The 26785-nt window shown below is 41.3% G+C and carries 24 protein-coding genes, 4 tRNA genes and 1 other RNA gene; 22 read left to right on the forward strand and 7 right to left on the reverse strand.

The window, feature by feature from the left end:
* Window positions 1-170 precede the first annotated feature (170 nt).
* Window positions 171-2006, forward strand: a complete 1836-nt coding sequence (typA, locus tag IIC38_11650) for a translational GTPase TypA (protein MCH8126605.1) — start codon at window positions 171-173, stop codon at window positions 2004-2006.
* A 327-nt stretch (window positions 2007-2333) separates the two neighbouring features.
* Here typA and IIC38_11655 read toward each other — a convergent pair whose 3' ends face one another.
* Entirely contained in the window at window positions 2334-2774 is a 441-nt protein-coding gene (locus tag IIC38_11655; GenBank protein ID MCH8126606.1) for a hypothetical protein, read from the reverse strand.
* Between the two features lie 432 nt (window positions 2775-3206).
* Window positions 3207-4628 (reverse strand): hypothetical protein, encoded by a 1422-nt coding sequence (locus IIC38_11660; protein MCH8126607.1) that lies wholly within the window; start codon window positions 4626-4628, stop codon window positions 3207-3209.
* Window positions 4629-4877: 249 nt separating this feature from the next.
* On the opposite strand from IIC38_11660, the gene IIC38_11665 reads away from it, so the two are divergent.
* The gene (locus tag IIC38_11665; protein MCH8126608.1) at window positions 4878-5993 is read left to right on the forward strand and encodes a DUF1080 domain-containing protein; all 1116 of its coding nucleotides are present in this window, start codon (window positions 4878-4880) and stop codon (window positions 5991-5993) included.
* A 143-nt stretch (window positions 5994-6136) separates the two neighbouring features.
* Here the strand turns inward: IIC38_11665 and IIC38_11670 are convergent, their stop codons facing one another.
* A complete protein-coding gene (locus IIC38_11670) occupies window positions 6137-6724 on the reverse strand; it encodes a class I SAM-dependent methyltransferase (protein MCH8126609.1) in 588 nt (195 codons plus the stop codon).
* Window positions 6725-6985: 261 nt separating this feature from the next.
* Between IIC38_11670 and IIC38_11675 the strand changes: the two genes are divergently transcribed.
* Window positions 6986-8284, forward strand: coding sequence for a Gfo/Idh/MocA family oxidoreductase (locus tag IIC38_11675; GenBank protein MCH8126610.1), 1299 nt, complete (start codon window positions 6986-6988; stop codon window positions 8282-8284).
* A 42-nt stretch (window positions 8285-8326) separates the two neighbouring features.
* Window positions 8327-11701: a ThuA domain-containing protein gene (locus IIC38_11680; GenBank protein ID MCH8126611.1), complete on the forward strand. Its 3375-nt coding sequence runs from the start codon at window positions 8327-8329 to the stop codon at window positions 11699-11701.
* Between the two features lie 270 nt (window positions 11702-11971).
* On the opposite strand, the gene IIC38_11685 is transcribed toward IIC38_11680, so the two are convergent.
* The 3 genes from IIC38_11685 to IIC38_11695 form a co-directional block, all read right to left on the reverse strand.
* Window positions 11972-12214, reverse strand: a complete 243-nt coding sequence (locus IIC38_11685) for a hypothetical protein (protein ID MCH8126612.1) — start codon at window positions 12212-12214, stop codon at window positions 11972-11974.
* A 75-nt stretch (window positions 12215-12289) separates the two neighbouring features.
* The gene (locus IIC38_11690) at window positions 12290-13057 is read right to left on the reverse strand and encodes an STAS domain-containing protein (protein MCH8126613.1); all 768 of its coding nucleotides are present in this window, start codon (window positions 13055-13057) and stop codon (window positions 12290-12292) included.
* 31 nt (window positions 13058-13088) lie between these two features.
* Window positions 13089-13322 (reverse strand): hypothetical protein, encoded by a 234-nt coding sequence (locus tag IIC38_11695; GenBank protein MCH8126614.1) that lies wholly within the window; start codon window positions 13320-13322, stop codon window positions 13089-13091.
* Between the two features lie 804 nt (window positions 13323-14126).
* Between IIC38_11695 and IIC38_11700 the strand changes: the two genes are divergently transcribed.
* From IIC38_11700 to IIC38_11785, 18 genes are all read left to right on the forward strand, one after another.
* Window positions 14127-14199, forward strand: a tRNA-Glu gene (locus tag IIC38_11700).
* Between the two features lie 10 nt (window positions 14200-14209).
* Window positions 14210-14283 (forward strand) — tRNA-Arg (locus tag IIC38_11705).
* A gap of 16 nt (window positions 14284-14299) precedes the next feature.
* Window positions 14300-14770: a nucleoside deaminase gene (locus tag IIC38_11710; GenBank protein ID MCH8126615.1), complete on the forward strand. Its 471-nt coding sequence runs from the start codon at window positions 14300-14302 to the stop codon at window positions 14768-14770.
* A gap of 71 nt (window positions 14771-14841) precedes the next feature.
* Window positions 14842-14926: transfer RNA gene (locus IIC38_11715), tRNA-Ser, on the forward strand.
* A 6-nt stretch (window positions 14927-14932) separates the two neighbouring features.
* Window positions 14933-15005, forward strand: a tRNA-Ala gene (locus tag IIC38_11720).
* 29 nt (window positions 15006-15034) lie between these two features.
* Window positions 15035-15302: signal recognition particle sRNA large type (ffs, locus tag IIC38_11725), an RNA gene on the forward strand.
* Between the two features lie 21 nt (window positions 15303-15323).
* On the forward strand, window positions 15324-17033 hold the full coding sequence (dnaX, locus tag IIC38_11730) for a DNA polymerase III subunit gamma/tau (protein MCH8126616.1): 1710 nt from the start codon (window positions 15324-15326) through the stop codon (window positions 17031-17033).
* Window position 17034: 1 nt separating this feature from the next.
* Window positions 17035-17373: a YbaB/EbfC family nucleoid-associated protein gene (locus IIC38_11735; protein ID MCH8126617.1), complete on the forward strand. Its 339-nt coding sequence runs from the start codon at window positions 17035-17037 to the stop codon at window positions 17371-17373.
* A 4-nt stretch (window positions 17374-17377) separates the two neighbouring features.
* Entirely contained in the window at window positions 17378-17974 is a 597-nt protein-coding gene (gene recR, locus IIC38_11740) for a recombination protein RecR (protein ID MCH8126618.1), read from the forward strand.
* Window positions 17975-18062: 88 nt separating this feature from the next.
* Window positions 18063-18683: a CDP-diacylglycerol--glycerol-3-phosphate 3-phosphatidyltransferase gene (gene pgsA, locus IIC38_11745; protein MCH8126619.1), complete on the forward strand. Its 621-nt coding sequence runs from the start codon at window positions 18063-18065 to the stop codon at window positions 18681-18683.
* A 5-nt stretch (window positions 18684-18688) separates the two neighbouring features.
* Complete coding sequence (locus IIC38_11750; GenBank protein ID MCH8126620.1) at window positions 18689-19147, forward strand: phosphatidylglycerophosphatase A; 459 nt, start codon at window positions 18689-18691, stop codon at window positions 19145-19147.
* Window positions 19137-20381, forward strand: coding sequence for a competence/damage-inducible protein A (locus tag IIC38_11755; GenBank protein MCH8126621.1), 1245 nt, complete (start codon window positions 19137-19139; stop codon window positions 20379-20381). The genes IIC38_11750 and IIC38_11755 overlap by 11 nt, the downstream gene beginning before the upstream one ends.
* 84 nt (window positions 20382-20465) lie before the next feature.
* A complete protein-coding gene (thpR, locus tag IIC38_11760) occupies window positions 20466-21053 on the forward strand; it encodes an RNA 2',3'-cyclic phosphodiesterase (GenBank protein MCH8126622.1) in 588 nt (195 codons plus the stop codon).
* A gap of 9 nt (window positions 21054-21062) precedes the next feature.
* On the forward strand, window positions 21063-22145 hold the full coding sequence (gene recA, locus IIC38_11765; protein ID MCH8126623.1) for a recombinase RecA: 1083 nt from the start codon (window positions 21063-21065) through the stop codon (window positions 22143-22145).
* A 1-nt stretch (window position 22146) separates the two neighbouring features.
* Entirely contained in the window at window positions 22147-22794 is a 648-nt protein-coding gene (locus IIC38_11770) for a RecX family transcriptional regulator (GenBank protein ID MCH8126624.1), read from the forward strand.
* A 6-nt stretch (window positions 22795-22800) separates the two neighbouring features.
* A complete protein-coding gene (alaS, locus tag IIC38_11775) occupies window positions 22801-25419 on the forward strand; it encodes an alanine--tRNA ligase (GenBank protein MCH8126625.1) in 2619 nt (872 codons plus the stop codon).
* Between the two features lie 9 nt (window positions 25420-25428).
* Window positions 25429-25809, forward strand: coding sequence for a hypothetical protein (locus IIC38_11780; GenBank protein ID MCH8126626.1), 381 nt, complete (start codon window positions 25429-25431; stop codon window positions 25807-25809).
* 11 nt (window positions 25810-25820) lie between these two features.
* On the forward strand, window positions 25821-26237 hold the full coding sequence (locus IIC38_11785) for a hypothetical protein (protein ID MCH8126627.1): 417 nt from the start codon (window positions 25821-25823) through the stop codon (window positions 26235-26237).
* Here IIC38_11785 and IIC38_11790 read toward each other — a convergent pair.
* Window positions 26206-26574 carry a hypothetical protein gene (locus tag IIC38_11790; GenBank protein MCH8126628.1) on the reverse strand — a complete coding sequence of 123 codons (369 nt, stop codon included), beginning with the start codon at window positions 26572-26574 and terminating at the stop codon, window positions 26206-26208. The genes IIC38_11785 and IIC38_11790 overlap by 32 nt on opposite strands.
* Window positions 26575-26785 lie beyond the last annotated feature (211 nt).

Raw genomic sequence — 26785 nt, forward strand, 5'->3', positions numbered from 1 at the left:
CTTTCAGAGGGAATCTTAACAGCTTGGAATGATTAGATTCCGGCTTAAAAGATTACCGGAATGACACTAGTTGTCGAGTTTCTGTTCAAACACTATAAATATCTCAGATTTTTTTGAAGGTTGTGGTCTTAAAAATCCAAACAATCAATGATGTTTAAAGCAGGATTATAATGAGAAAAGAAAAGTTTAGAAATATCGTCATTATCGCTCATGTGGATCATGGCAAAACCACCCTGTTAGATGGCTTGTTGAAACAGAGCGGCACTTTCCGGGAAAACCAGGAGGTTGTTACCCGTGTTATGGATTCCATGGATCTTGAGCGCGAACGCGGAATTACCATCAATGCAAAAAACACAGCCGTGTGGTATAAGGGTGTGAAGATCAACATCGTAGACACACCAGGCCATGCGGATTTCGGCGGCGAAGTGGAGCGCAGTCTGAATCTCGTAGATGGCGCGCTTTTGCTTGTGGATGCAAGCGAAGGGCCGTTGCCGCAAACCCGTTTTGTAGTGAAAAAGACATTGGCGAAAAATCTGCCCATTATACTTGTGATCAACAAAATTGATCGCAGTGACGCCCGCATTGAAGCTGTCGTGAATGAAGTTTATGATTTGTTTATCGATTTGGATGCAACGGAGGAACAGATCGAATTCCCGATTTTGTACACCAATGCAAAAGCTGCCGTGGCCCATAAAAAAATCGGAGATGGCTGTACGGATCTTGACGCTTTATTCGAAATGATCCTGGAAAAAATTGCAGGACCGGTTGCAAGTGATGATCATGTCCCGCAATTCCTGGTTACAAACCTGGAATACGATCCATATGTCGGACAACTGGCGGTTGGGCGGCTAAGTAATGGCGTGCTCGAAATGAACAAATTCTACAGTCTATGTGGCGAAGGGAAAATCACAAAAGGTATCAAATTCTCGGCGTGTTACGAATTTATGGGATTACAAAAAACTCAGGTGCAGAAACTGGAATCTGGTGATATCATCGCCGTGTCAGGCGTTGACAACGTTAAGATCGGTGACACTATTTCCTCCGAGGATGATCCGCAACCACTGCCGCGCATTGTAGTAGATGAACCGACAGTATCCATGATCTTTTATGTGAACAACAGCCCGTTTGCCGGCAAGGAGGGTAAATTCCTGACCTCGCGGCATATCAACGAAAGATTGCAAAAAGAGATCCTCAGCAATGTCTCATTGCGGGTTAATCCAACCGGGCGGACAGATTCTTTCGAGGTCTGCGGACGCGGTGAGCTGCAGATGGCAGTGCTCATAGAAACCATGCGTCGTGAGGGTTATGAGTTTATGGTTTCGAAGCCGCAAGTCATCACCAAGGAGGAAAATGGTAAAGTAATGGAACCGATGGAACGGGTATTTCTTGACATTCCGGAAGATAAAGTAGGAATCGTCACAGAAAAGCTTGCTAAACGCAAGGGCAAGATGCACACGATGCAAAACCATGGGCATGGCCGGGTTAATATGGAGTTTATCATCCCTTCCCGGGGATTGATCGGGTTTCGCAGCCAGTTCCTGACCGATACAAAAGGCGCCGGTGTTTTGAACACACTTTTCGAGAGCTATGCCGAATGGTTTGGTCCGATCCCGCAACGAGCCAGTGGTGCGTTAATAGCCGACCGTGCCGGTAGAGTTACCACCTTTGCCTGTCTCGGCATGGTAGATCGTGGCGAGCTTTCTATCGAGGTTGGCACCATAGTTTATGCCGGCATGGTCATTGGCGAACGTAACCGCAGCGATGACCTGTTAATCAATATCACTCGTGAAAAAAGGCTTACAAACATGCGCAGTTCCACATCCGAAGCGACCGTAACCTTACGCCCGCCGCATATTCTTTCCCTGGACCAATCGATAGAATTCATTGCTGAAAATGAGCTTGTGGAAGTGACACCCAAAAACATTCGCATGCGCAAAATGGAACTGGATGCCAACAAACGGGCGTCGGCCAGGAAGAAGGAAAAGTTGGGTAGGGAAAGTGCTTAACGAGTAAGTGGATCGAGAAAAAATTATCAGTAAAATTTTAGCGGTGAGTATCATGAGATATAAACGCATAGCGGGCAGTGACTTTTGTGTGCTAAAAAACTTGCCGCGTTAAAACAATTCCGTGTGAACAGGACGCGTTAAAATTCTCTTGTATACGTTTATTTTGCCTTTAATTTTTTCAGTATAAAATTTAAGCCTGAATTATAATCTCTTGTAAAAAATGGATCGAGAAAAATTATCAGTAAAATTTTAACGCCTACATAAGGGGCGACGCAGAGGGGCGGCCCAGTGAACGAAGCGAACGACTCTTTATGCGATTGTTAGCAATCACTTTACATGTAGCTCTGCCTTCTTATTTTGATAAATAGGGAGCATTTGATCAAATAAGAGACCTATTGCAGCGCACATATTTTTATTTATTCTTACAAATTCTCTCTTGCGCTTTTTTTGGTATTTCCTAATAAAGAACCTAAGCGCTTGAAAATCAAGGCTCTCTTCGTTAGAATCAATTGAGGTAAGAAGTGCGAGCCCTTTAACATGCCAAAGTTCATCTTCAAGATATGACGCTTCATGCATAATTATATTTCTATCGTAATGATATTTCTTTACGGTTTTTCTGACTATCTTAAAAGATGCGGGAATAGTGGTTTTGGGAATATGGGTATTTGTTACAATCGACTCATGTGATATTTTATTTGGTTGGTTTTGAATATGAAATAACCTGTCTGTTAGTAATAAGAGCCTATCATAAGCTATTTGAGTTCTCACAATATAGTTTTCTATCGACCATTGAAGGTGCGTTACGGGTTTACTCCTTCTCTTTTCATTACCTCAGATGGGAGACAAGTTATTCATATACAGCGTGGGAAATCCTTTACGGCTGTGCCATTAAGTTCAGCCCCAGCGTGTAGGCATTTTAAAGTACCTTTTGTTGATAGGCCTTGATGAAATCGCGTTCGGCCCCAATGTACTTCGTGCCAGTGAATGTAATCGGCCTGGAAAAAGTCAGGAGCAACGTTACCCCAAAATGCTAGATAACGAATAAGCGTTCGCACTCGATCCTCGTTTTTTTAGGTCGATGTGCAACGCCTGGTTGAACTCTGCCGCCTTTATAAAGGTTGTAATATTAACCGACAAATTAGTTTTGAAGAAATGTTACCAAAACGTTACCACTTCTTGATTAAACTAACTAAATCAAAATCAATCAAAACTAATAGCCAATATTTGTGGTGATAAAAAGTTACCAAAGCACCCAATGCCCCAAGCTATTTTTAAGTATAAAAATTGAATTATCTTTTGACTGAAATTGATTTGTACGAAATCGTCACTGAATACGATATTTTTATCTTGATTATATAGAATTACTTTATTCACCGAACCGGCCCCGTAAAAGATATAATGTAAACCAATCACCCGGCCTGCAGGCTCCTGGTAAGAAAGAGTATAAATCTTCTTTCCATTAAGAGACAAGTTAACCTCGCGGTTGCGTACTTCACAGCGAAGGTTGTTCCAAACAGACATATCGCAGCCAAATTTGGACAAATCATTTTCTTTGCCATCCCTGTAGACATCTATAAATTTCAGGCTATTATTACTTACACAACCTGCCATAGAAAGCGGTATGACCATTCTGCCATTCTCACACATGATGATTACGTCGGCATACTGGCAAGTCAGGCCGCCATCAGAAAGATCGTTCTTAACTTGTGATTCGAGCACAAAATTGTCGCCGTCAATATTGCCAAAATCATGGACATAAAAAAAGCTAACGAAAAATTCTCCCCGGGATACCTGGACATTATTTGCCTGTAGAATTTCCGGGGAAGCATATAACCTGGTTTTATCAAATATTTTATCACGCGGCAGGTACACCGGAATTGGATCATCTAAAGAATGTCTGACAATTCCCAGCCATCCATCTGTTGTAATGTGAATATTTTTTTGCCGGATAATCGTATTATCAACAATAAGCTTCGCTTTGTGAAAGCCGGGATAATAGTAAATGCTGGTATGATGGCGATTCTTTTTGGAGATAACAGCTCTCTGTTTTTCATTCCATGATTGCTGAATAAAGACACTGTCCGATTTGATCGATGAAATGTCGTAGTCAAAGATAACTGAATTGGGGAGACCGCTAGTGATCGCTTTCTTACTATTAAAAACTACATCCTCATAATTATGTTGAGAAGTGAGTTGATCGAAAAAAGCATAGAATAATAGAACAACTGTAATCAAACCCAGCAATGCAGCCGCTCTTGTGCGAGATCGTTTTAGAGATTGCTTTTTCTGGCCGCTGGAAAGAGGTTCACCGGTCTTATCCCTTCCCTGGTTTATGAAATTAAACTGGTCTCTCTTAAAGTCCATCCAATTCACATAACCAAGAAACATGGCTAACGCATTTAATGTGCTTGGATGGGGAAGGCTGTCATAACCATTTTTCCACACTCTTTTAAGAGTGGATAGACTGAGCAGGATCTGGGTCTTGGAAAAGATAAGTTCACTGAGATTTTCGTAATCCCGCTGTTTCCATTCCTGGCTGCCCGGCCAATTCAGTTTTTCCTCAATTAATACTTTACATCGTGCAATGTAAAGCTTCTCAGTTTGATTGTTAAGTTTATCCATTGAATCTGTTTCCATATTGCTCCCACGATATAAGAAATATTTACCAGGTTGACGATCATAAATTACTTTTCTTTTAATTGTGAAAAACAGCAAAGTTACAAAAAATCAGGATGAACAAGGTTTGAATGCGATTTGACCGCTATTTGAATGGTTCCGCAACAAACATGATCCTCGGCTTGGGCGTAAGTTGGTTTAATAAAATCAGAAGTCTTTCAACCTGGAAGTTCACTTTATTTAAAAGGAGATAGTATGAAAAATCTAAAATTGTTCCGTTCATTTGTAACGAGTGTTTTTTTCGTTGTTTTTGGATATGCGGTAACGTCTCACGGACAAAATAAAATTGCCGAATTTGATACGGATCATTGGGAAATGAAAAGAGCCAAAATTGTAGAGCATATGGGCAGGAAAAGTTTAATGGGGGTTGCATATTTGAAAGATGTTAATTTTGAAAATGGCATTGTGGAAGTTGACTTTGCAGTAAATGGCAAGCGTTCTTATCCGGGTATTCTTTTCAGAGTGCAGTCAGAGGATGATTTCGAACGTTTTTATATTCGACCGCACAGATCCGGACTTTATAGCGACGATCTTCAATACACACCCAGTTTCAATGGCATTTCCGGCTGGCAGTTATATAGTGGCGAAGGATTTACCGCCGCAGCGGTTTTCCCGGAAGATCAATGGTTCCGGTTGAAAATAGAATTTGCCGGCAAGCAAGCTCGTGTTTATCTCAATGACGGCGAGCAGCCCATTTTGACGATAACCGACCTGAAACATGGGATCAGCAAGGGTACATTGGGTTTATTGGGTCCGCAAAACGGCACGGCTTATTTCTCGAATTTTAGCTACAGATCTGACAATAATCTCCATTTCGAGCCTGCTGCAAAAGTTGAGACACTTCCGGGGATCATTACCAATTGGCAGATATCACAATCATTTAAATCCGGTAAAATTGATTACGAACGTACACCGAATGCGCAAGGGCTTAAAATCACCTGGCAGAAAGTGACCAGCGAACCTTCCGGCCTTGTGGACATTGCGCGATATGTTAAAAGAATGGACCGGGAGCCTGATTTGATTATTGCCAAAACAACAATCTATGCTGATAAAGAAGAATCGAGAAAGCTCCAGTTTGGCTACAGCGATGATGTCAGTATTTTTCTGAACGGAAAATTGCTGTTTGCCGGAAAAAACGGCTATCAGCAACGGGATCCTGCCTATCTTGGCATTGTGGGTTTTAACGATATGATTTATTTGCCTCTAAAGAAAGGCAACAATAAACTGCTTCTAATGGTTGCGGAGACGTTTGGCGGATGGGGGTTTATGTGTCGGGAAGGAAATACGGTGTATAATCCAGGAACAAAATAGTTGTGGGAAACAACGAGATCTTTTAATATGCTGGAATCTACTTTATTTGATTCAAGGCAGAATGTTGTATACGTACTGGGTTGGTATTTTTAAAGATAAACTTTGTATTTGTTTAATAAATATTATGGTTGCAGAGCCATATTCTACACGGTAATTCGAATAAACGGTTTCTTTGAGCCTTGAATTTCATAACTTGTTTTGAACTCGTTTTTCCATCGAGTAGAAATAGCTTGTTCCTGTTCCCTTGCGGCATCATCAAGTAATATGATGCTATTTGGTTTTAGCTTTTTCCTCATTATCGGTAACAGGCCATATCGTCCTCCCCTTGTCTTTCTCGGAGGACCATCGCAAATAACCAGGTCAAATTTGTCCGGCATCGAGTCAAAAGAGGGATCATACCATGAGAACTCCCCATAATCTTTCAGGGGTTTTATGCATAAACAGACTGAGTTAATTTGATATTTATTGAGATATTTTTTTGTCCTGTCACCCCATGCTTGGCTGTGCTCAAGTGACCAAATTGTGTTTCCTGACTTCTGCATAATGGCTCCCACCATAATTGTCGTTAATCCCGAGCCACATTCTAAAATAGCACCATTACACTCCAATGCATGTTTCAAACAACAGATCAAATACTCATCTACAGCAAACCATCTCTGCTTGCCCCAGCCGTAGATCAAATCGAAAATCACCCTATTTTCCGTAATTATAACACTCTCAGGATCTCTCAAAAATTTGATTCCCCTGACCCTTTATACCCGAAATACTAAGAGATATGGTGAGATATATTGTTCACAATCTGAAAAATAATCCATCCCTCCAAAATAAGCCAAACAAAGTTAAGAAAATCATTGATTTTGGGCTTATCAATTTGTAAAATTCAATATCGTAGAGCCCGGAACTATTTCCTGAATAATTAAGCGGTGTGATGTAAATGCATAATTCGTATATTAGCATCGTAATTGACCTTAATTAAAATAGGGATACCCATCATGAAACGACGTCATTTCTTAAAAGACATTGCGGGAAAAGCAATGGGTGCGCTTGCACTTCCATATTACATTCCTTCATCCGTGTTGGGTAGAGACGGTGCAGTAACGCCTAGCAACCGCATCACCATTGGCTGCATCGGTGTCGGCGGCCAGGGCACTGGCAATCTGAAGAACTTTCTCAGTAACCCGGCAGCACATGTCCTTGCGGTTTGCGATGTGGACAGGAGCCACCGCGACCGAGCCCGCGATCTTGTCAAAGAAGCCTATGACAGTAACGAGTGCGCAACCTACAACGATTATCGCGAGTTGATTGCTCGGCACGACCTCGACGCCGTCATGATTGCGGTTCCTGACCATTGGCACGGAATCATTGCTGTTGAAACGGTTCGGGCCGGGAAAGATATTTACGCAGAAAAGCCACTGGCTTACTCAATTTCAGAAGGACGAGCTATCGTCGATGCCGTAGACAGATATGGCGTTGTATGGCAGACAGGGAGTTGGCAGCGCTCAGAACGCCATTTCCGCTTTGCTTGTGAGTTGGTACGCAATGGACGCATCGGCGAGGTCCATACGGTCAGGGTTGGGCTTCCTCAAGGCAACAGTATTCGGGACAATGGTACACAGCCTGCCCCGGTGCCGGAGGGTTTTGACTATGACATGTGGCTCGGACCGGCGCCCTGGGCGCCTTATAATCCGAGTCGTTGCCACTGGAATTTTCGCTGGATCAGTGATTACTCGGGTGGACAACTCACCGACTGGGCCGGGCATCACTGCGATATCGCCAACTGGGGCATGGGCACAGAGCTCACCAGCCCAATCGAAATTGAGGGAAAAGCGATTTACCCGCCGGCCGAAGACGGCCTTTTTGATACACCTGAATCGTATTACTTTGAGTGCAAATATGCTGAAGGATTCACCATGATCGTTGCCGACCAAAAACAGCAACCCAAAGGAATGGGAGTACATTTCATCGGAACTGAAGGGTGGGTGCATGTTAGTCGAGGCGGACTTGAAGCGCATCCACAATCTATCCTAAGCTCGGTTCTCAGCCCGGACGAAGTACATCTTTATGAAAGTCACGACCATGTGGGTAATTTTCTCGATTGCATCCGCAACCGAGCAAAAACGATTACACCTGTCGAAGTTGCACACCACTCGATTATGATTGGACACCTGGGTGTGATCGCGATGAAACTGGGGCGAAAAGTGAGATGGAAGCCTGATACAGAGCGATTCATCAACGACCGTGCAGCCGAACGACTGCTCTCGAGGCCAATGAGAAGTCCGTGGCATTTGTGAGTGATAGTCTTTCGCCAAAAGAAATAATGTGAAAGGGAAAATATGCAACGACCGATAAAGGCATCAACCGCAGCATTGTTCACTTTCTGGTGCTTCTTTACCCTAACAGGCGCATCACATGCGCAGATACCGCTGGGAGATCTGCATAAAATAGAAAACGCCGTACCCTCAGAAGCAACGGTTGCGCCAAAGCAACCTCGGAAACTCCTGGTCTTTACCCTGGAGGAAGGCTTTAAGCACAGCTCAACTCCTTATGCAGCCAAAGCATTAGAACTGATGGGCAAGAAGACCGGCGCATTCGAAGTTGTGCAAAGCCAGGAAATGTCGATTTTCAAGCCGGAGAACCTCAGACAATTCGATGCAGTCCTCTTCGCCAATACCACCCAACTGAAGTTTGAAGACCGTGCACTGCGGCATAGCTTGATGCAATTTATCAAAAGCGGTAAAGGAATAGTTGGCCTCCATGCAGCCACGGATAATTTTTATACCTGGCCTGAAGCCGCGAACATGATGGGAGGCCAATTCGACGGGCATCCCTGGAATGCCAGCGGTACCTGGGCCGTCAACATCGAAGATCCCAAACATCCTCTGACAGCCGCATTCAATAGAAAAAACTTTAGAATAAAAGATGAGATTTATCGTATTAGACAGCGCAGCCTACGAGCAAATAGCCGCGTGCTTGTTGGCCTGGATATGACCGATGAGGTCAACTTGAGTGCTGAGGGTGTGCGGTTCGCGGACAAGGATATTCCAATTAGCTGGATTCGTGGATATGGCAAGGGGCGAGTGTTTTACAGCTCATTTGGACACAATCATGCGATCTACTGGAATCCGGTCCTTTTGCGACATTTTCTCGACGGCATTCAATTTGCAATGGGCGACTTGCCAGTGGATACGACACCAAACCGATTTGATGTGACCCAAGCTTTGGGTTTTGAGGTACTCGAGGACCTCTTAACTAAGATAGCTGTCTACGAATACGGTCAAAGTCGTGAGCCGCTAGTCAACCTTGCCGAGTTTCTGCGGATGGCTCAGGCTTCACCCAAAGGACTCAAACGCATTGAGAAACGTCTCCTGAACGTCCTAAAATCCGATGCCACCCTTGCGGGTAAACAGTTTATTTGTGATCGTCTCAGCATAATCGGCACCAAGGAATCAGTAAAGACTTTGGCAAAAATGCTTCCGGATATAGCCACTTCCGATATGGCCCGTTTTGCCCTGGAGCGCATTCCGCACACTGCAGTGGACAAGGCATTACGGAAAGCCCTGTCAAAAACAGATGGCAAACAGAAGGCCGGCATCATCAACTCATTAGGACAACGCCGGGACACTCGATCGGTGTCCGCGTTGCTTAAATTACTGGATGATCCTGATCCGATCATTGCCACTGCCGCAATCGCCGCACTTGGAGAAATTGCTGATTCTAAGGCGACCAAAGCACTAGCACAGGCCAAAGAAAAAATGACGGGAGAGCTACGAATGAAAGTATTGCCCGCCTATCTAAAATGTGCTGACCGGCTTTTGGAAAAGGGTGAACAATTGCAAGCATTGGCGATCTACAAACAGTTGAACAATCCCGCAGAACCTCCGTCAATTCGCTTTGCCGCGCTCAAGGGCATGATTCGGTCTGCAGGTGATCAGGCCAACGAGATGATCCTTACGATGTTAAAAGCAGACGATTCTCAGATGCAGACAGTAGCATCCGGACTCGTGAAGGAGATCCCAGTGTCGCAAAGCATTGCCGGGATTGTGCGGGAGATTCCTCATATGCTGGCAGCCAGCCAGGTTCAACTGCTGACCTCATTGGCCGAACGTCATGATGCAGAATCTCGCCAGGCATCCATGGATGCGATTGAAAGTGACTATATTGAAGTGCGAATTGCTGCACTCAAAGCCCTGGCCAAGGTGGGTGACGAGTCTGCGGTCCCGTTGTTAGCAAGGTCTGCGTCAGAAGCAAGTACCGGGGAGGAGAGGAAGGTCGCACGGGAGAGTCTTTATCGCCTGCGGGGCTCGAACATTGACCAGGCAATAGTCGACAACATTTCTGTCTCTAAGCCCGAGGTCAAAGCGGAGCTGATTCGCAGTGTAGATCGGCGGCAAATACATACGGCAGTTCGTATTCTATTTCAGACCGCTAAAGATTCGGACAGAAAGGTACGAATTGAATCGGTCAAAGCATTGAAGACCCTTGCCGGTTCGGAGACCTTGCCTGAGCTCATTGGCTTATTAGTGAATACCCAGAGTGCTGCGGAGCGCACCGAGCTCGAAAAAACCGTGGCTGCCGTTTCTCTGAAGATTCCCGAAGAGAGTCGTAGAAGTGAAGCCGTAATGAAAGCGCTGTCATCGGTGACTAAGGTAGAATCTCGAAGCTCACTGTTCAACGTCCTCGGTAAAATAGGAGATCGGACCTCTCTCCCGGTGTTGAGAGCAGCTTTGGATGACACCGTTGCAAATCTCAAAACCGCAGCAGTTCGCGCTTTTGCAGCATGGCCAAGCGCTGAACCGTTAGATGACCTTCTTGAAATCGCACAGAATTCTGACAATACCATACGCCAGGTTCTTGCTTTGCGTGGGTTTGTTCGCCTGCTGGGACTTGAGAGCGACCGCCCTGACGAAGTGGTAATTGAGATGTTTAAGCTGGCATTGGATCTGGCAGCGAACACAAATGAAAAGAAAATGGTCTTGTCTGGTATCTCAAACATAGGATCAATGGCGGCTTTGGAAGTTGCGAGCACATACCTGGAGGACCCGGCTTTGCGTCAGGAGGCCGAAGTAGCCGTAGTAAGAATTGCCAAGGATGTGAGTGGCAGTAATCCCGAAAATACCAAAAAAGTGCTGGAGAAAGTCATTCAAATTACCAATAGTGATTCACTTCCACATATAAGCGATGCCCGTCAGATGCTCACTCGGATTGAGCGCTTTGAGGATTACATGACGGTCTGGCAGGTATCAGGACCATACACACAAAAGGATGTCAATGTTTTTGGATTCGCATTTGCACCGGAGCAAATTGATGCTCGGAATGTGACCTGGCAGATCATGTCGGCCGGCACCAACAAAGAAAAGCCCTGGCTTTTGGAGCTGGACAAAGTATTGGGAGGAGAGACTCGTGTTGCCTATTTGCGCAACAGAGTGTGGTCAGATATGCAACAGCCGGTCCGATTGGAACTGGGCAGTGACGATGGTGTCAAAGCGTGGCTGAACGATGAGTTGGTACATGAAAATAATACCACTCGTGGTGTCACTCCAGGAGAGGACGTCGTCGAAGTCACCTTGAAAAAAGGTTGGAATTCTCTCCTGTTGAAAATCAGTCAGGGTGGTGGAGGATGGGGAGCCTGCGCACGTTTTCGGAATCTAGATGGCGGCAGGGTTGAAGGGCTGAAAGTTGCGTTGCCTGAGACCAAAGTTGTGGAATGAATCCCACAGCCTGGAGTCGGAAGCCAACTGAAAGTGGCTCTGGAACGACAACGAGAATTCTGCCGAATCGCCTAGCTAGCTAGGAAATGCTGAAGCCGATCACAATAATTCAAGCCGAGAAAGATTTGTTAATAGCAAAAACTTACCAAAACACTTCCATTTTTGCCTTCCAAGTCATGCTCAATTCGGCCATCTGTTTTCAAACTCTTCCGGTATACAATTAAGACTGCCCGATAATTCGGGTATTACTTTTTTGCAAGTTTTATAAAGCTAAACACTTCTTCCCAAATTTTCCCTGACATCAGAAAACCCAACAATCTTTTTTCCCATAAAGGGAATGTCTATAGTTATATTATTATGACTTTTTATTTTCGAAACCATTCCCAATTTACCCTCAAATGTCTCAACAATATCCTGGCATTGACACCAGTTAATCTCCTTACAATTTTTACAAGGTTCATTGTTGTTTTCATTGTTGGAAGGATTGCCACAACTTAAACATATGCGTTTCATTTAATCTGCCTAAATTAGAATGATTTCCATTACTAGAATCCAACACGAATAAATAGCTATCCGAAAAGTTTATGGTTATGCAATCAGAGCTTCGGTTTTAAATCTATGGTTACAGCTTATGGTGAATATCGCCTCGCGGTGATGCTCATAATGAGGCAGTATTTCCTCTACAGAGTACATCTTAAATAACCTTCTCAAAATTCTGTTACTGTAAACCAAAATAAATTCTTTCTCGTTTTGCTTTGCAAAAAGTTTTAAATCAATAAGCATCGCAATACCTTCATTGTCGATACTACGGATATTGTCAAGATTAATAATGATCGAAGAGTTTTTGAGGGAATATTCTTCAATTTTCTTACGAAATCGTTCGCAATTCCGTTTGTTTATAAAATTAGGCTCTTTAATCTTTACGATTAAATAGGAATCTGTCCGTTTCAATTGCAGGACCAGTATAGCATCTTGATAGAATTGTTTTCCATTTTTTGATTTTAAATGAGTAACAGCTTCGGATAGTGAATTGTAGACATTAAAAAACTTTTCCAATCCACAGGATTGAATAAGAAACAATATATTATTGTTTAGATTGGCAAAAGCTAGCCTGCTTGTTCCATTCCCTAATTTCTTGTGGAGATAGATCAATGCGGAAAGACCGGCGCTATCCATCCTAATTACCCTATTAAAATCGATTACCACTTTACTATCTCCCCAGCAAAATTCCAGCACCTTAGAAATAAAAGATTTATAATTTCTACTGTTTAAAGGTGTCCTAGATTTAAAATCTATTGTAGTTATGCGCCGGTGATATTTAACATTGAGGTTTAATTGATAGCCTTCCATGGCCATGAACGCTTCCTTGACTTAGAGTATTTTTTCCTTAGCCACCCTTCTTTTCGTCATCAATAAGACTGGCTAGCTGTATTGTTATAATTAATTCGTTTATTTTTTTTAATTGATTTTCCATTTCTTCAATCAGATCTTGCCTTTGCATTCCCAAAAGAAAATTATCATCATTATTTTCAATACACATCAATTCTATCGTTGCTGATTGTATTTGGACAAGTTCTTCTTGCAAGCTTTTTTGCCGGTCAAGCAACCTTTGATAACTCATTTCATACGCTTAAGCTGAATTACAAAAATTGATAAAATCTTTACGTATGCTTTTCTCGATCTCGATTAAATCAGCTAACATCTTAATCCTACATTGAAAAAGAAATCGATTATTTGGAATGTAAGAAATCGAGTTGAGTATTATTTTGGTAATTTCCCGGGTCAGACAATCCTTGATTTCAAACAGATCATTCGTATTAACATTCATTTTTGCGGGTATTGGATTGGCCATTTTAATGTGTTTTGAATAAAATCCGGGTATAATTACTACAAAGAACTTAGCCAATAATTATGCCAAGAAAAGAAATGACTTTTATCATTTATGATTTCCTGAATAAGTTATTGTTTTATATGAAATGAATCATTTTTGTTATTCAACAACATTTTAGGATTTGTAGTAAATTGCATATCGTTTTCGCTAATAGTGTAGTAAAAACGCTATTATTTCATATGAACATTCCTCGGTTTATAAACACAAACAGATGAATAAAATGAAAACATGAGCAAAATTTTGTCAATGTATTCTCAAATAAATAGCAGTATTATGTTTAGATAAATTTAGCCCGGGTCTATTATTGAGTGTTTCATATATGAAATAAATTTGAATAAAAAAGTAAAGGATTATTTTTTATTAATTTGAATTTTAAACATCTGCCGGAATAGATTCTACTTTTATAAAAGGTTAGATGATTTAATAGATATCAATTCAGAATTTTTGGTTTTCGCCTTGATTTCTTTTTAGAATGAAGTTACATTAAGTCTGAAAAAAATTGGAGACTTATATTTCCAAATAAATTAAACTAATGGCGCATTCGTCTAGTGGCCTAGGACGCCGGCCTCTCACGTCGGTAACACGGGTTCGACTCCCGTATGCGCTACAGTACTCATGCGCCCGTAGTTCAATTGGATAGAATGTCTGACTACGGATCAGAAGGTTGGGAGTTCGAATCTTCCCGGGCGCGCTAAATTATTTTGGATATGCTTGCTTTAAATAATCACGAAAGATGGATGAATGAGGCGATTCGTGAGGCAGAGAAGGCATATAATGCCGGCGAAGTGCCGGTGGGCGCTGTGATTATTACAGATGGCCGGGTAATTGGCAAAGGCCATAATCAGGTAGAACTGTTGAAAGATGCCACGGCCCATGCGGAAATGATCGCGATAACGGCGGCTTCAACAACCGTATCTTCCTGGAGATTGGAAAATGCGATTTTATATACAACGCTTGAGCCATGTGTGATGTGTTCCGGCGCGATTCAAAATTCCAGGATTTCTAAAGTAGTATATGGCGCAGATGATTCTAAATATGGCGCCTGTGGTTCTGTATATAATTTATTGCAAGATCCAAAAGCTAGCTGGCATGTGGATATGGTATCGGGAATTTTAGAAGATAAATGTAAGGCAATGATGTCTTCTTTTTTTAGAAAGCTTAGAACCCATTCCGAATGATCCTAAAGTTTGGATTATTATTTGTCGGAGATATTAAATTTGATAAAACGATTTTTTGATTTTTGTGGTAAGGAGAGGTGTCCGAGAGGCCGATGGAGCACGCTTGGAAAGCGTGTGTAGTGAATGCTACCGTGGGTTCGAATCCCACCCTCTCCGCGATGAGGGGCAGTAGCTCAGTCGGGAGAGCGGTACGTTCGCAACGTACAGGTCGAGGGTTCGAATCCCTTCTGCTCCACAAAACTGTTCTTGGAATGAATTATTCGGCTGTGCTAGACGGGGAGCTAGCGGTGCCCTGAACCTGCAATCCGCTATAGCAGGGTCGAAATCCCGTCTGAGGTTTTTCCGTCAGTAATTCGATTCAGGATTGTTGGTGTTGATGGTTCAAGACCTTCGCAATGATTCGATACCAAACCCCGTCAGGACCGGAAGGTAGCAGCGGTAAGTATTAGAATCATGTGCCGAAGGGGTTCTTGGCTGGAGCCAGCATTCTTTCAATCGTTTCTGATTTGGGAAATCGAAGATGGGTGCACAGCCGTTAAAATTAAGGAGTTAAATGACCTATCAAGTACTAGCACTAAAATGGCGTCCAACTGGCTTTGCCGAGGTTGTGGCTCAAGACCATGTTACACAAACATTAATAAACTCCATCTCTAATGACCGGATTGCTAATGCCTATCTCTTTACCGGGCCCAGGGGAGTCGGCAAGACAACCTCAGCTCGTATTCTTGCCAAAGCGTTAAATTGCAAAAACGGCCCAACCCCGGAACCGTGCGATAAATGCAGCAATTGTAAAGAGATTGCTGCCGGGCGGAATCTGGATGTTTTTGAAATAGATGGCGCATCCAATCGGGGTATCGATGAAATGAGAAATTTAAAAGAAAATGTTAGATATGCACCATCTTCTTCGAAATTTAAGATCTATATCATTGATGAAGTCCATATGCTTACAACGGAAGCATTCAATGCTTTATTGAAAACACTGGAAGAGCCACCAGAACATGTCAGGTTTATTTTTGCAACAACAGAGCCTCATAAAATTCCAGCTACCATACTTTCACGATGTCAACGGTTTGATTTTAAGCGCATTCCGCTCGATGAGATCATTACTCAATTGAAAACAATCTGCAAACATGAAGAAATTGAAATTGATGAAGAGTCTCTGTTCCTAATCGCCAAAAAAGCGGACGGCAGCTTGCGTGATGGCGAAAGTCTCCTCGACCAGATGATTTCATTTTGTGGTAAAATAATTAAAATCGATGATGTAGTGGACGCATTTCGCGTGGTCAGCCAGGATTTGCTCTTTGAAAGCACTTCAATTATTCTGAAGAGTGATATTCAGGAAGGTCTTCACTATATTGAACGATTGATTAATTCCGGCTATGACGTCGTTGAATTTTTACAAAGTTTAATTGAACATTTACGTAACTTATTGTATGCGAACGCCGTACAAGATAACCGGTTGTTAGAAACTTCTGATAATTATAAAGAACAATACACCCAACAAAGTAAAGATTTTTCATCGGATGATCTTTTGCGGATGATCCAGGTTGTGTCGGATACTGAATTCGAGATAAAGCGCAGCCCCAATCCTCGAGTTAGATTAGAAATGTGCATGATTAAACTCATCAAAATGGATAACTCCGTGACTATCAATGAAGTGATTGAACGACTCTCAAATCCCGGAACAACGATGTTGCCCGAGAAAAATTCCAATCAAACAACAACCTCTTCAGAAAATCAAACCTCGCCGCCGATTCAAACGGATTCTTCTCCTCAAAAAAAAAACTTAACTTATCCTCCCCCGATTGATCTTAAGCAGAATGTTCGTGTTGAAGAAAAAACGGAGACAGTGGTTCAAGAAGAACAAAAAGATGATCCTGCTACGATCATTATGTTCAAAGACAACTGGCAGCAGTTGGTCCAGTTTGTGGAGAAGAGGCGATTGTTTGTAAGTGTTTTTCTAAAGGAAGGTGAACCGATCCATTTCCAAAATAACACGTTGGAAATTGGTTTTTCTTATGAGAATGGCTTTCAAATTGAAGCGATGAGACGAAATAAAGAAATTATTTTACAAGCGATCCAAGAAATAATGGGCATAACAGTTGTTGTTAAATTTTCAAAAGTGAAGTTACAAAATGACAAAAAGGAAGAATTTCAAGAGGAAGAATCAATTTCAAAACCCAAAAAGATAAAAAAGATTGATCCTATGGTGAAAAAAATCATAGAATTGTTTGATGGTGAATTGATAACATCTGGAGGTTAGCATGGCAAAACCAAATTTAGGCGCTTTAATGGGTCAGGTACAAAAGGCACAAGAAAAATTTGCTAAAGCGCAGGAAGAATTATCAAATATTGAAGTAGAAGGCACCTCCGGCGGAGGAATGGTTACTGTAAAAGCAACAGCAAAACAAGAAATTATCAGTATAAAAATCGAACAGGAAGCTGTTGATCCGGAAGATGTTGACATGCTGGAAGATTTGATTATAGCCGCTGTAAACCAGGCTCTTGAAAAGGCTCAACAAGCATCTAGCGAACATATGCAAAAGGTGGCTGGAGGTTTGTTGCCGAATATGCCGGGTGGATTCAAAATTCCTGGATTATAGGCTTATGTTCTATTCTTCGAAATCTTTGGAAAAATTGATTGGGGAGCTTTCTCGGTTACCTGGAATTGGACGTAAGAGCGCGCAACGACTAGCATTTTATCTGCTTAAACAATCTGATGAAGATATCGAAAGACTAGCCGCCACGTTAATCGAAATGAAGAAAAATACCCGGCCCTGTTCCATATGTTTTAATTTAACAGAATCAGATCCTTGTATCATTTGCCAGGATACACGAAGAGATCAGGCTCTTCTTTGCATTGTTGAAGAAGCCCATGATATTCTTGCCGTTGAGAAAGTTGGACAGTACAAAGGTCTCTACCACGTCTTGGGAGGTGTGCTTTCGCCATTAGATAATATTGGTCCGGATGATCTTAACATCAAACCATTACTGGATCGCTGTCAAAACGGTTTAGAGGAAATCATTCTTGCAACGAATCCAAACATCGAGGGAGAAGCTACGGCTATTTATCTTTCGCGCTTAATAAAGCCGTTGGGCATCAGAATTACAAGAATTGCCAGAGGCATTCCTGCGGGTAGCGATATAGAATTTGTAGATGAAGTAACATTAATGAGAGCTTTTGAAGGTAGAAGTGACCTTTGAATGGATTTTTTCCTTTTTGATGTTTACATTTCACCAATGACAATAATTTAATCTTTGATCCATCTAAATTCCCAAAGGGTTTATGATAATGACGTTGCCAAACCAATTATCTGCACTTCGGATCATATTAACGCCAGTCTTCGTGACAACATTCTATGCTGAAAATATTTATTTAAAGTATACTTCTTTTGCTATTTTCATTATTGCTTCGTTAACTGATTATTACGATGGATTTATTGCCCGGCGTTATGGGATTACCTCAAATTGGGGCCGCTTTTTAGATCCGCTTGCTGATAAAATATTGATTTCCACAGCACTCATTGTATTTGCATTATCAGGTGTTGTTGAATTTTGGATGGTCTTAACAATAATCATCCGCGATGCAATAATTACAGCTTTACGAACTTATGCTATGTTCAAAGGTAAACCAATTGTTACGTCTTACCTGGCTAAGGCAAAAACTTTCTCACAACTTACAATTATTTATCTTGTATTCATTTTTATTTTATTAGAAAAAACATTTGCCTTTTATAACATATCTTCACAAGCTCTGGAAAAAATCGTCAGTTGGAATTTAATTCCCGCAGCAATTCTCTTTGTTACTATTTTGACTGTTATCTCAGGTATTAAATATATGTTTGAAAATCGCGACCATATAAAAAGCATGATACTGGATTTTTACCGAGCTATCGTCCCCTCAGATTTATAGAATAGATGTCGCGTCTTCAATATCTTTTAGCTACAGGATTTTATTTTGGTTATTCTCCGATTGCACCTGGTACAGCCGGAAGTTTATTAGCGTTAGTCATTTTTTGGTTTTTAATTCCCCTCCTTTCCATTTCACTATACCTGCTATTAATCACCTTGGTTTTTGCTGTTGGAGTTTGGGTGTCCAGCTATGTGGAAGCGGAAAAAGGTGAAGATCCTTCCATTGTTGTAATCGATGAAATCGTCGGTATGATGATCGCTTTAATTGCTTGTCCAATTTCTATTAAAGCATTTATCACAGCTTTTCTTGCTTTTCGAATTTTTGATGTTAAAAAACCGTTTCCTGTTAACCATGCAGAGCGTTTACCTTCTGGGTGGGGGATCATGTTAGATGATGTCCTGGCAGGTTTTTATGTGTTTCTTTTGATTCAAATTTTAATTAGAATCAACGTCCTTGATAGCTGAAATTATCTCAATTGGCGATGAGCTTTTAAACGGCACCAAGTTAAATACCAATGCCAATTGGTTGGCCGATCGGTTGCTGCGATTAGGGATCCAAATCAGTTGGATTTCAACAATCGGTGATGACAAAGAATCGATCAAAATGGCGCTTTCACAAAGTAAAGTGAGATCACAAATTGTATTATTAACAGGTGGGTTAGGTCCAACTCATGATGATATCACCAAAGAATGCGTAGCGGAATTCTACCAAACCGATTTGGTCCGGGATGAGTCAATAGAACGCCACATTATCAACCTATTTGCAAAACGGGGAAAACCAATGCCCGAGATAAATTTGCAGCAAGCCATGGTTCCCAAGGGAGCTACTGTGCTCAGCAATGAAATTGGCACAGCGCCTGGAATATATTTCGATCAAGAAGGTATACACTGTTTTGTATTGCCCGGGGTTCCTGCTGAAATGCGCAAAATGACGGAGGATTCGGTTATTCCGATTTTGAAAGAACAATTCGGTGGTTTGAGAAGTACTGTCCGCTACGAAACCATCCGAACCACCGATATATTTGAATCGAAACTAGTCGAAAAATTGGGACCCATTGAAGATGTCGAAAAATATGGCAAACTTGCTGTTTTGCCGCATCCCTATGGCGTGGATTTAAGACTCTGTGTGACGGGAAAAGAAATAAGTGATTCAAAATTGAAAATCGATCAAGCCATCGAATTAATTCGAGAAAGAATCGATCCATACATTTACGAAATCGGTTCACGTTCCCTGGAAGAAGTAATTGCTGAACAATTAGTAGAAAAAGGAAGAACAGTTGCAGTTGCCGAATCCTGCACCGGGGGACTTCTCGCCAACCTTTTTACCAATATACCCGGCAGCTCGGCATATTTCTTAGGAGGTGTAATTGCATATGATAATTCAGTTAAGACCAATCTGCTCGGCATCAAAAATTCTGTAATAGAAGAATATGGTGCGGTGAGTGAAGTGGTCGCTCGGGAAATGGCTATAGGTATGCAGAATCTGGTTAATTCGGATTTTGTTTTGGCCACGACAGGCATAGCAGGACCAACCGGTGAAACCGAAGATAAACAGGTTGGATTGGTTTATATTGCCATCGTTGAAGGTGATGACGTAATCGTTAAAAAATTTGTTTTTCACCGCAGCCGGTTAATCAATAAATCTCGATTTGCCTATGCAGCACTAAACCTTTTGCGAAAGAGATTACTAGACGCTTAATTCCTTGTAGATATTTCCAGCTTATCTTCTCATATTTTTTGCATTTTGTGGTTTAAAGAACTATTTTACATTACTGTCATGGACATGATTCGAACTTTTGTTGCGATCTCAATTTCGGATGAAGCGCGATCAGCGATTTTTTTTCTGATCGATAAATTGAAAAAAATAGAAAGTAGTATTCGTTGGGTTGATCCTTCAAATTTACATTTAACCCTCAAGTTCATTGGTGAGATTGAAAAAAACAGACAGAAAAATTTAGTGGAGGCTTTAGATTTAAGTGTGAAAGACATTTCTGCTTTTCAATATGAGCTTTCAGGAAAAGGATGTTTTCCAAATTGTAAACAGTCCAGGGTTTTGTGGATCGGCGTTAATGATTTAAAAGAAAAGATGAGTGCCTTGCAAAAACAAATAGATAACAATTTTTACTCTGTTCAGATACCTCGGGAAAATAGAAATTTCAAACCGCATTTGACGATTGGTCGTGTAAAACAAAATAGAAAACCGGGTACTATCTTAAGTAAATTTGAACAATTTCAATTAGGGGAATTTGTGGTGGATGTTGGTGAAGTATACCTGATGAAAAGCGAATTATTGCCGACAGGTGCAAAGTATAGTATCCTTCATAGTGCATCATTGACAGCCTCAAATTCTGAGTTTATGGATAAATCATAAAAGGAGTTAATTGTGGAAGTTAATTCAGAAAAGTTAAAAGCATTAGATCTGGCAATGACTCAAATCGATCGCCAATTTGGCAAAGGGGCAATTATGCGATTGGGAGATAACCAGGCATACGTAGAAATCAAAGCGCTCCCCACAGGATCCATCGCATTGGATGCAGCGCTTGGGATTGGCGGTGTTCCCCGGGGAAGAATTATCGAAATTTTTGGACCGGAGTCGTCGGGTAAAACAACATTGGCATTACACATAATTGCCGAAGCGCAAAAGCTCGGTGGATTAGGCGCCTTTATTGATGCCGAACATGCATTAGATGCTGCTTATACGAAAAATCTGGGCGTCGATACAGATAATTTGTTGATTTCACAACCCGATACCGGCGAACAAGCTCTTGAGATCACCGAAACCTTGGTACGATCGGGGGCATTGGATATTATTGTTATAGATTCTGTGGCTGCTCTGGTTCCACGCGCGGAAATTGAAGGCGAAATGGGTGACGCTCAGATGGGGCTACAAGCTCGTTTGATGTCTCAGGCAATGCGGAAACTTTCCGGTGCAATTTCAAAATCGAAAACCTGTGTGATCTTTATTAACCAGATTCGTGAAAAAATCGGAGTTATATTTGGAAATCCGGAGACGACTACCGGTGGCCGTGCGTTAAAATTCTATGCTTCAATTCGCATGGATATTCGCCGAACGGGTTCGATCAAAGATGGAGAAGAGGTGGTTGGTAACCGCACCCAGGTTAAAGTGGTTAAAAACAAAGTTTCTCCTCCATTCAAATCTGCAGTGTTCGACATTATGTATGGCGTTGGAATTTCAAAATCGGCAGAGCTTCTGGATTTAGCAGTGAATGAAAACATTATTGAAAAAGCAGGAACGTGGTTTTCTTATGGCGAAGACAGGTTGGGCCAGGGCCGGGAGAATGTAAAAAAACTGCTAGAAGGGAATCCGGACTTAATGTCGAAAATTGAAAAGGAAGTCCGTGAAAAACTTGGATTGGTTAAACAAGCAAACAACAAATCCAATAACCAAGAAAAAGAAAAGAAACGGGATATGTCATCAAATGCAGTGGTGATGAATAAGTAAATTGTCCAATTCAGAAAGAAAAATCACCAAAATTGAGAGGCAAGAAAATAACCGTCAACGCTTATCAATTTATTTGGATGGTGAGTTTGCTTTCGGATTAAACGATGAAATCGTACTAAAACATAACATTAATGTTAATCAAACGTTACAAGAAGATCAGATTGAAGATCTTCTTTCCGAAGACGAGAAGAAACGTGCAAAGCAAAAAGCATTCAGCTATTTGGCTCGACGAGATCATAGTGAAAAAGAATTATCGGATAAATTAAGAAGAAAGGGATTTCGTGAACCGATCATTATTGGTCTTATTGAAGATTTAAAACAATCGCAATTAATAAACGATGGAACTTTTTCCAGGCAATTTGCTAGAAATAAAATAATTCAAAAGTCGATTGGCCGCAGGGAACTGGCTTTTTCACTAAAGCAGAAAGGGATATCAAAGGATATTCTTGAAGCCACCCTGGAAGAGGTTTATTCGGAGTATGATGAGAAAGAATTGGCATTGCGCCTGGCTAATCAAAAATTGAAAACAATAAAAAACATAGAGCCGATAAAAGTAAAAAAGCGAATCAGCGATTTCCTTTTTCGAAGAGGTTTCAATTGGGAAATTGTTGAGCAAGTATTTGAAGAAATTAGTTGGGATAAATTGTAGATGACGATGACGTCAAATGAAATAAGAGAATCATTTTTTGATTTTTTTCGCAGCAAAGATCATAAAATTGTGCGTAGCGCACCGGTGGTTCCCATTGATGATCCGACCCTGCTTTTTACAAATGCCGGGATGAATCAATTCAAAAATATATTTATCGGCACAGAAAAACCGAGTTCGCTGCGGATTGCAGATACCCAGAAATGCATTCGAGTCGGTGGAAAACACAACGATCTGGAAGAAGTTGGAAAAGATACCTATCATCACACTTTTTTTGAAATGTTGGGAAATTGGTCGTTTGGCGAGTATTACAAAAAAGAGGCGATTGCCTGGGCCTGGGAGTTACTAACCGAAGTTTGGAAATTGCCGAAAGATAAGCTCTGGGCTACGGTTTTTAGAGATGACAACGTGGCCGAAGAATTATGGCGTTCCGAGACTGATATGAATCCGGACCAAGTCCTCCGTTACGATGAAAAAGACAATTTTTGGGAAATGGGTGACGTAGGGCCCTGTGGGCCATGCTCAGAAATCCACATCGATTTAGGACCTGGCTGTTGTGATAAATCTCATATTAACGGTCATATTTGTAAAATCAATGGCGGATGTGCCCGGTTTATTGAGCTTTGGAATCTCGTGTTTATACAATATAATCGTGATCAAACCGGCAAGATTGAAGAGCTGCCAGCTAAGCATATTGATACCGGAATGGGATTTGAACGAATTGTGGCAGTGCTGCAAAATAAAGCATCCAATTATGACACGGATATTTTCACACCCCTGGTCACTAAAATTGATGAACTTTCCGGCGTCAATTATTCTGAATATGATGGCGTTGCCCACCGGGTTATTTCAGATCATATCAGAGCCTTAAGCTTTGCAATTGCCGACGGCGCATTGCCTTCAAATGAAGGAAGAGGTTATGTACTGCGGAGGTTGCTCAGAAGGGCTGCTCGCTATGGGCGTAAAATCAACATGCACGAACCCTTCATCTATAAATTATTGCCTGTACTTACAGATTCCATGGGAAAGACCTTTCCGGAATTGCTGGAAAAAAATCAGCATATATCAATGGTCATTAAAGGAGAGGAAGAAAGTTTCGGCCAAACACTGGATCGTGGAATTCAGATATTTGACAAAGCTGTAAACGATTTGAGGCGAAAGGGTGTTAAAGTATTCCCGGGAAGCTCTATCTTTCAATTATATGATACGTTCGGATTCCCGGTGGATTTAACCCAAGTGATGGCTGAAGAGCAAGATCTTTCATTGGATATGGATGGTTTCGAAACAGCTATGACGCAACAGAGACAAAAAGCCAAAGAGGCCCAGAAATTCCATTTCGACACAAAGGATTTCTTCTTGGATAAGGAAGTGGTTAAAAATTCAAAATTTGTCGGATATTCTGAGTTAGAATCAAAAGTCAAAATTGTTGCATTTCGCGATAACGAATTTTTGCTGGATCAAACTCCCTTTTATGGTGAAGCCGGCGGCCAGGTTGGTGATCATGGAATCATTCGCGACGGGAAGGGCACGTTTGAGGTGGAAGTTATTGACGCAATAAAGTCTGGCAACCAAATTATTCATATTGGCGAAGTGAAAAAAGGTGCGTTAAAAACTGTTATCGGAAAGCAACTTTTTGCAGCTGTGGATACAAAAAAGAGAAAGTCCATCGCAAGAAACCATACGGCCACCCATCTTCTTCAAAGATCTTTAAGAACGATTTTGGGAGAGCATGTTCATCAAGCAGGCTCTTTGGTAGCACCTGATCGTTTGCGGTTCGATTTTACTCATTTTGAGCATATTTCTGAAGAGAAAATTAGTCAGATTGAACAGATTGTTAATGAGAAAGTTCGAGAAAATATTCCTGTTCAAATCCAATCACTTCCATTCGATGAAGCAAAAAAACGTGGGGCCACAGCGCTCTTTGACGAAAAATATGGTGATGTGGTCAGGGTGGTTCAAATTGATGATTTTAGTATGGAGCTGTGTGGAGGAACTCATCTGAATTCAACCGGGGAGATTGGCTATTTCAGAATTGTTGCAGAAGGCGGTGTTGCAGCAGGCGTCCGGCGTATCGAGGCCTTGACAGGAAATAAAGCAGATCAGCTTCTTCAGAAAGAAAAAGGTATAGTTTCCGAGTTGCGGAAAATAACGGGATTTTCTTCGGAAGAGTTGGTCGTACGGTTTAAAAATTTACTCGAAGAACGTAAGCATTTAGAAAAGGAATTACAGGAGTTTCGACTGAAATTCTCGAGATCGGAATTGGAAACGATATTATCGTCTGCAGTTGAACTGAACGGATTTAAGCTGGTTGCGACCCGTATTGAGACTGATTCACAAGAGAATGTAAAAAAGTTAGGTGATTTTATTCGTTCCAAATTAAAAAGCGGAGTTGGTGTTCTTGGCACGGTAATTCATGACAAACCGTTTTTGCTTTGTGTTGTGACGGATGACCTGATCAAATCACATAATTTGAAAGCAGGAGATATTGTTAAAGAGCTTGCGTCTCATATTGGCGGCGGCGGTGGCGGAAAACCTCACATGGCTCAAGCAGGCGGCAAAGATGCCTCTAAGCTTGATTTTGCGTTGGAAAAATCTGTCGGAGTTGTTCAGAACTTATTAAAAAATTAATGGTGTTTTTTGAATAGGATATACACTCGATTACTTTCTATTGTTGAAAACGGCAAAGCCGGGTTTTTTTATCTAATTGATCCCGATAAACTTTCCTTACAAAATATATCGCAAGTTGTTCAAGGTATTCAAAAAGGCGGATGTGATGCGATTTTGGTTGGCGGGAGCTTTCTTTTCACGAATCATTTTGATGATTTTATTCGGTTAGTGAAGAATGAAACCGATTTACCTGTTATCATATTTCCCGGGAATTCGCGACAAATATCTGCAGCAGCTGATGCTATTTTGTTTTTGAATTTTATCTTGGTAATTCATTATTTTATATCTTCTTTGCACTCTCTAAAATATATTAATTTTAAAGTCCTGAGCGTAACCGAAGTACAAACCTAAAACTTTCTGACATGAAAAAATTATTACTCACAATCGGATTAGCCGGATGCATTGCATTGAATACCAATGCTCAAACACAACCTCCCAACGGAGGATTTGAAACATGGATAGGTGGATTTGTGAATCCTGAACCTGAAAACTGGGGAACCTATAATCAATTAAACTCTTTGGGTGTTCCGATAACTGCATCCCCATCTTCTGTAGCTAATACGTATTCCGGAGCATTTTCTTTAAGATTAGAGAGTGTCTATGATGCTACTTTTTTCGCAGATACAATACCCGGTATTGCAGTATTAAATGCAGATTTTCTTGCGCTTACCGAAGGAATGGTATATACTGACAGACCCGACGCAATGAAGGCATTTATAAAAGAGCACTTGATGCCATTTACGATTGCTATGGATCTGTTGAGGTATGCCGGCCTGTAACTAAAGAGTTTTTAAGTTTAACAACAGATAAAAAACAATTAGTAAATGAAATAAAAGTTCGCACTGGTTTTAAGGGTTTCTTTTTTTCTTTTTTAGAAAAAATCATCTCTAGGTCTTTATTTATTTCATCAATGATTGCAAATATGTTCAATCCAATTTCTTTTTCCAGTGCTATGTTTACTTTAGCAAATGATGTATCAATTTTGTGTGCAAGGCGCCGGTTGCGCATTACAAATTCCTGGTATTTTTCTAGAAATAAATCTTCCGTTTGATTGAAGGAGTTCCTGTTGCGTGCATGAGCATGCATTCGAATACTATTTTCTTGAAAGTCATCCAATGCTTTTGAGTAACGCAGAAAATTTTTTACGATTTTTCTCCCCTCGGGCCAGCTATTTTTGAGCAGTTCAATCGCTTTTTTTTGGCCTTCTATCGATTTTTCTAATGCTGCTTCAACATCATCCTTTGAGTCGTTGATACCACGATTTATCCAATCGGCTAATACATATAAATAAATTTCAGCCAGTTCAGGGATCTTCTCTTTCACTCAT

Source organism: candidate division KSB1 bacterium, assembly GCA_022566355.1.
Taxonomy (GTDB): Bacteria; Zhuqueibacterota; JdFR-76; order JdFR-76; family DREG01; genus JADFJB01.

Excerpts from the sequence above, each read along its gene's own strand:
- IIC38_11750 (MCH8126620.1), top strand. The coding sequence starts at position 18,689 with ATGTCGCGTCTTCAATATCTTTTAGCTACAGGATTTTATTTTGGTTAT.
- IIC38_11695 (MCH8126614.1), bottom strand. The coding sequence starts at position 13,322 with ATGAGTTATCAAAGGTTGCTTGACCGGCAAAAAAGCTTGCAAGAAGAA.
- IIC38_11785 (MCH8126627.1), top strand. The coding sequence starts at position 25,821 with ATGAAAAAATTATTACTCACAATCGGATTAGCCGGATGCATTGCATTG.
- IIC38_11665 (MCH8126608.1), top strand. The coding sequence starts at position 4,878 with ATGAAAAATCTAAAATTGTTCCGTTCATTTGTAACGAGTGTTTTTTTC.
- typA (MCH8126605.1), top strand. The coding sequence starts at position 171 with ATGAGAAAAGAAAAGTTTAGAAATATCGTCATTATCGCTCATGTGGAT.
- IIC38_11680 (MCH8126611.1), top strand. The coding sequence starts at position 8,327 with ATGCAACGACCGATAAAGGCATCAACCGCAGCATTGTTCACTTTCTGG.
- alaS (MCH8126625.1), top strand. The coding sequence starts at position 22,801 with ATGACGTCAAATGAAATAAGAGAATCATTTTTTGATTTTTTTCGCAGC.
- IIC38_11710 (MCH8126615.1), top strand. The coding sequence starts at position 14,300 with ATGCTTGCTTTAAATAATCACGAAAGATGGATGAATGAGGCGATTCGT.
- IIC38_11660 (MCH8126607.1), bottom strand. The coding sequence starts at position 4,628 with ATGGATAAACTTAACAATCAAACTGAGAAGCTTTACATTGCACGATGT.
- IIC38_11685 (MCH8126612.1), bottom strand. The coding sequence starts at position 12,214 with ATGAAACGCATATGTTTAAGTTGTGGCAATCCTTCCAACAATGAAAAC.
- dnaX (MCH8126616.1), top strand. The coding sequence starts at position 15,324 with ATGACCTATCAAGTACTAGCACTAAAATGGCGTCCAACTGGCTTTGCC.
- IIC38_11690 (MCH8126613.1), bottom strand. The coding sequence starts at position 13,057 with ATGGCCATGGAAGGCTATCAATTAAACCTCAATGTTAAATATCACCGG.
- thpR (MCH8126622.1), top strand. The coding sequence starts at position 20,466 with ATGATTCGAACTTTTGTTGCGATCTCAATTTCGGATGAAGCGCGATCA.
- IIC38_11735 (MCH8126617.1), top strand. The coding sequence starts at position 17,035 with ATGGCAAAACCAAATTTAGGCGCTTTAATGGGTCAGGTACAAAAGGCA.
- recR (MCH8126618.1), top strand. The coding sequence starts at position 17,378 with ATGTTCTATTCTTCGAAATCTTTGGAAAAATTGATTGGGGAGCTTTCT.
- IIC38_11675 (MCH8126610.1), top strand. The coding sequence starts at position 6,986 with ATGAAACGACGTCATTTCTTAAAAGACATTGCGGGAAAAGCAATGGGT.
- pgsA (MCH8126619.1), top strand. The coding sequence starts at position 18,063 with ATGACGTTGCCAAACCAATTATCTGCACTTCGGATCATATTAACGCCA.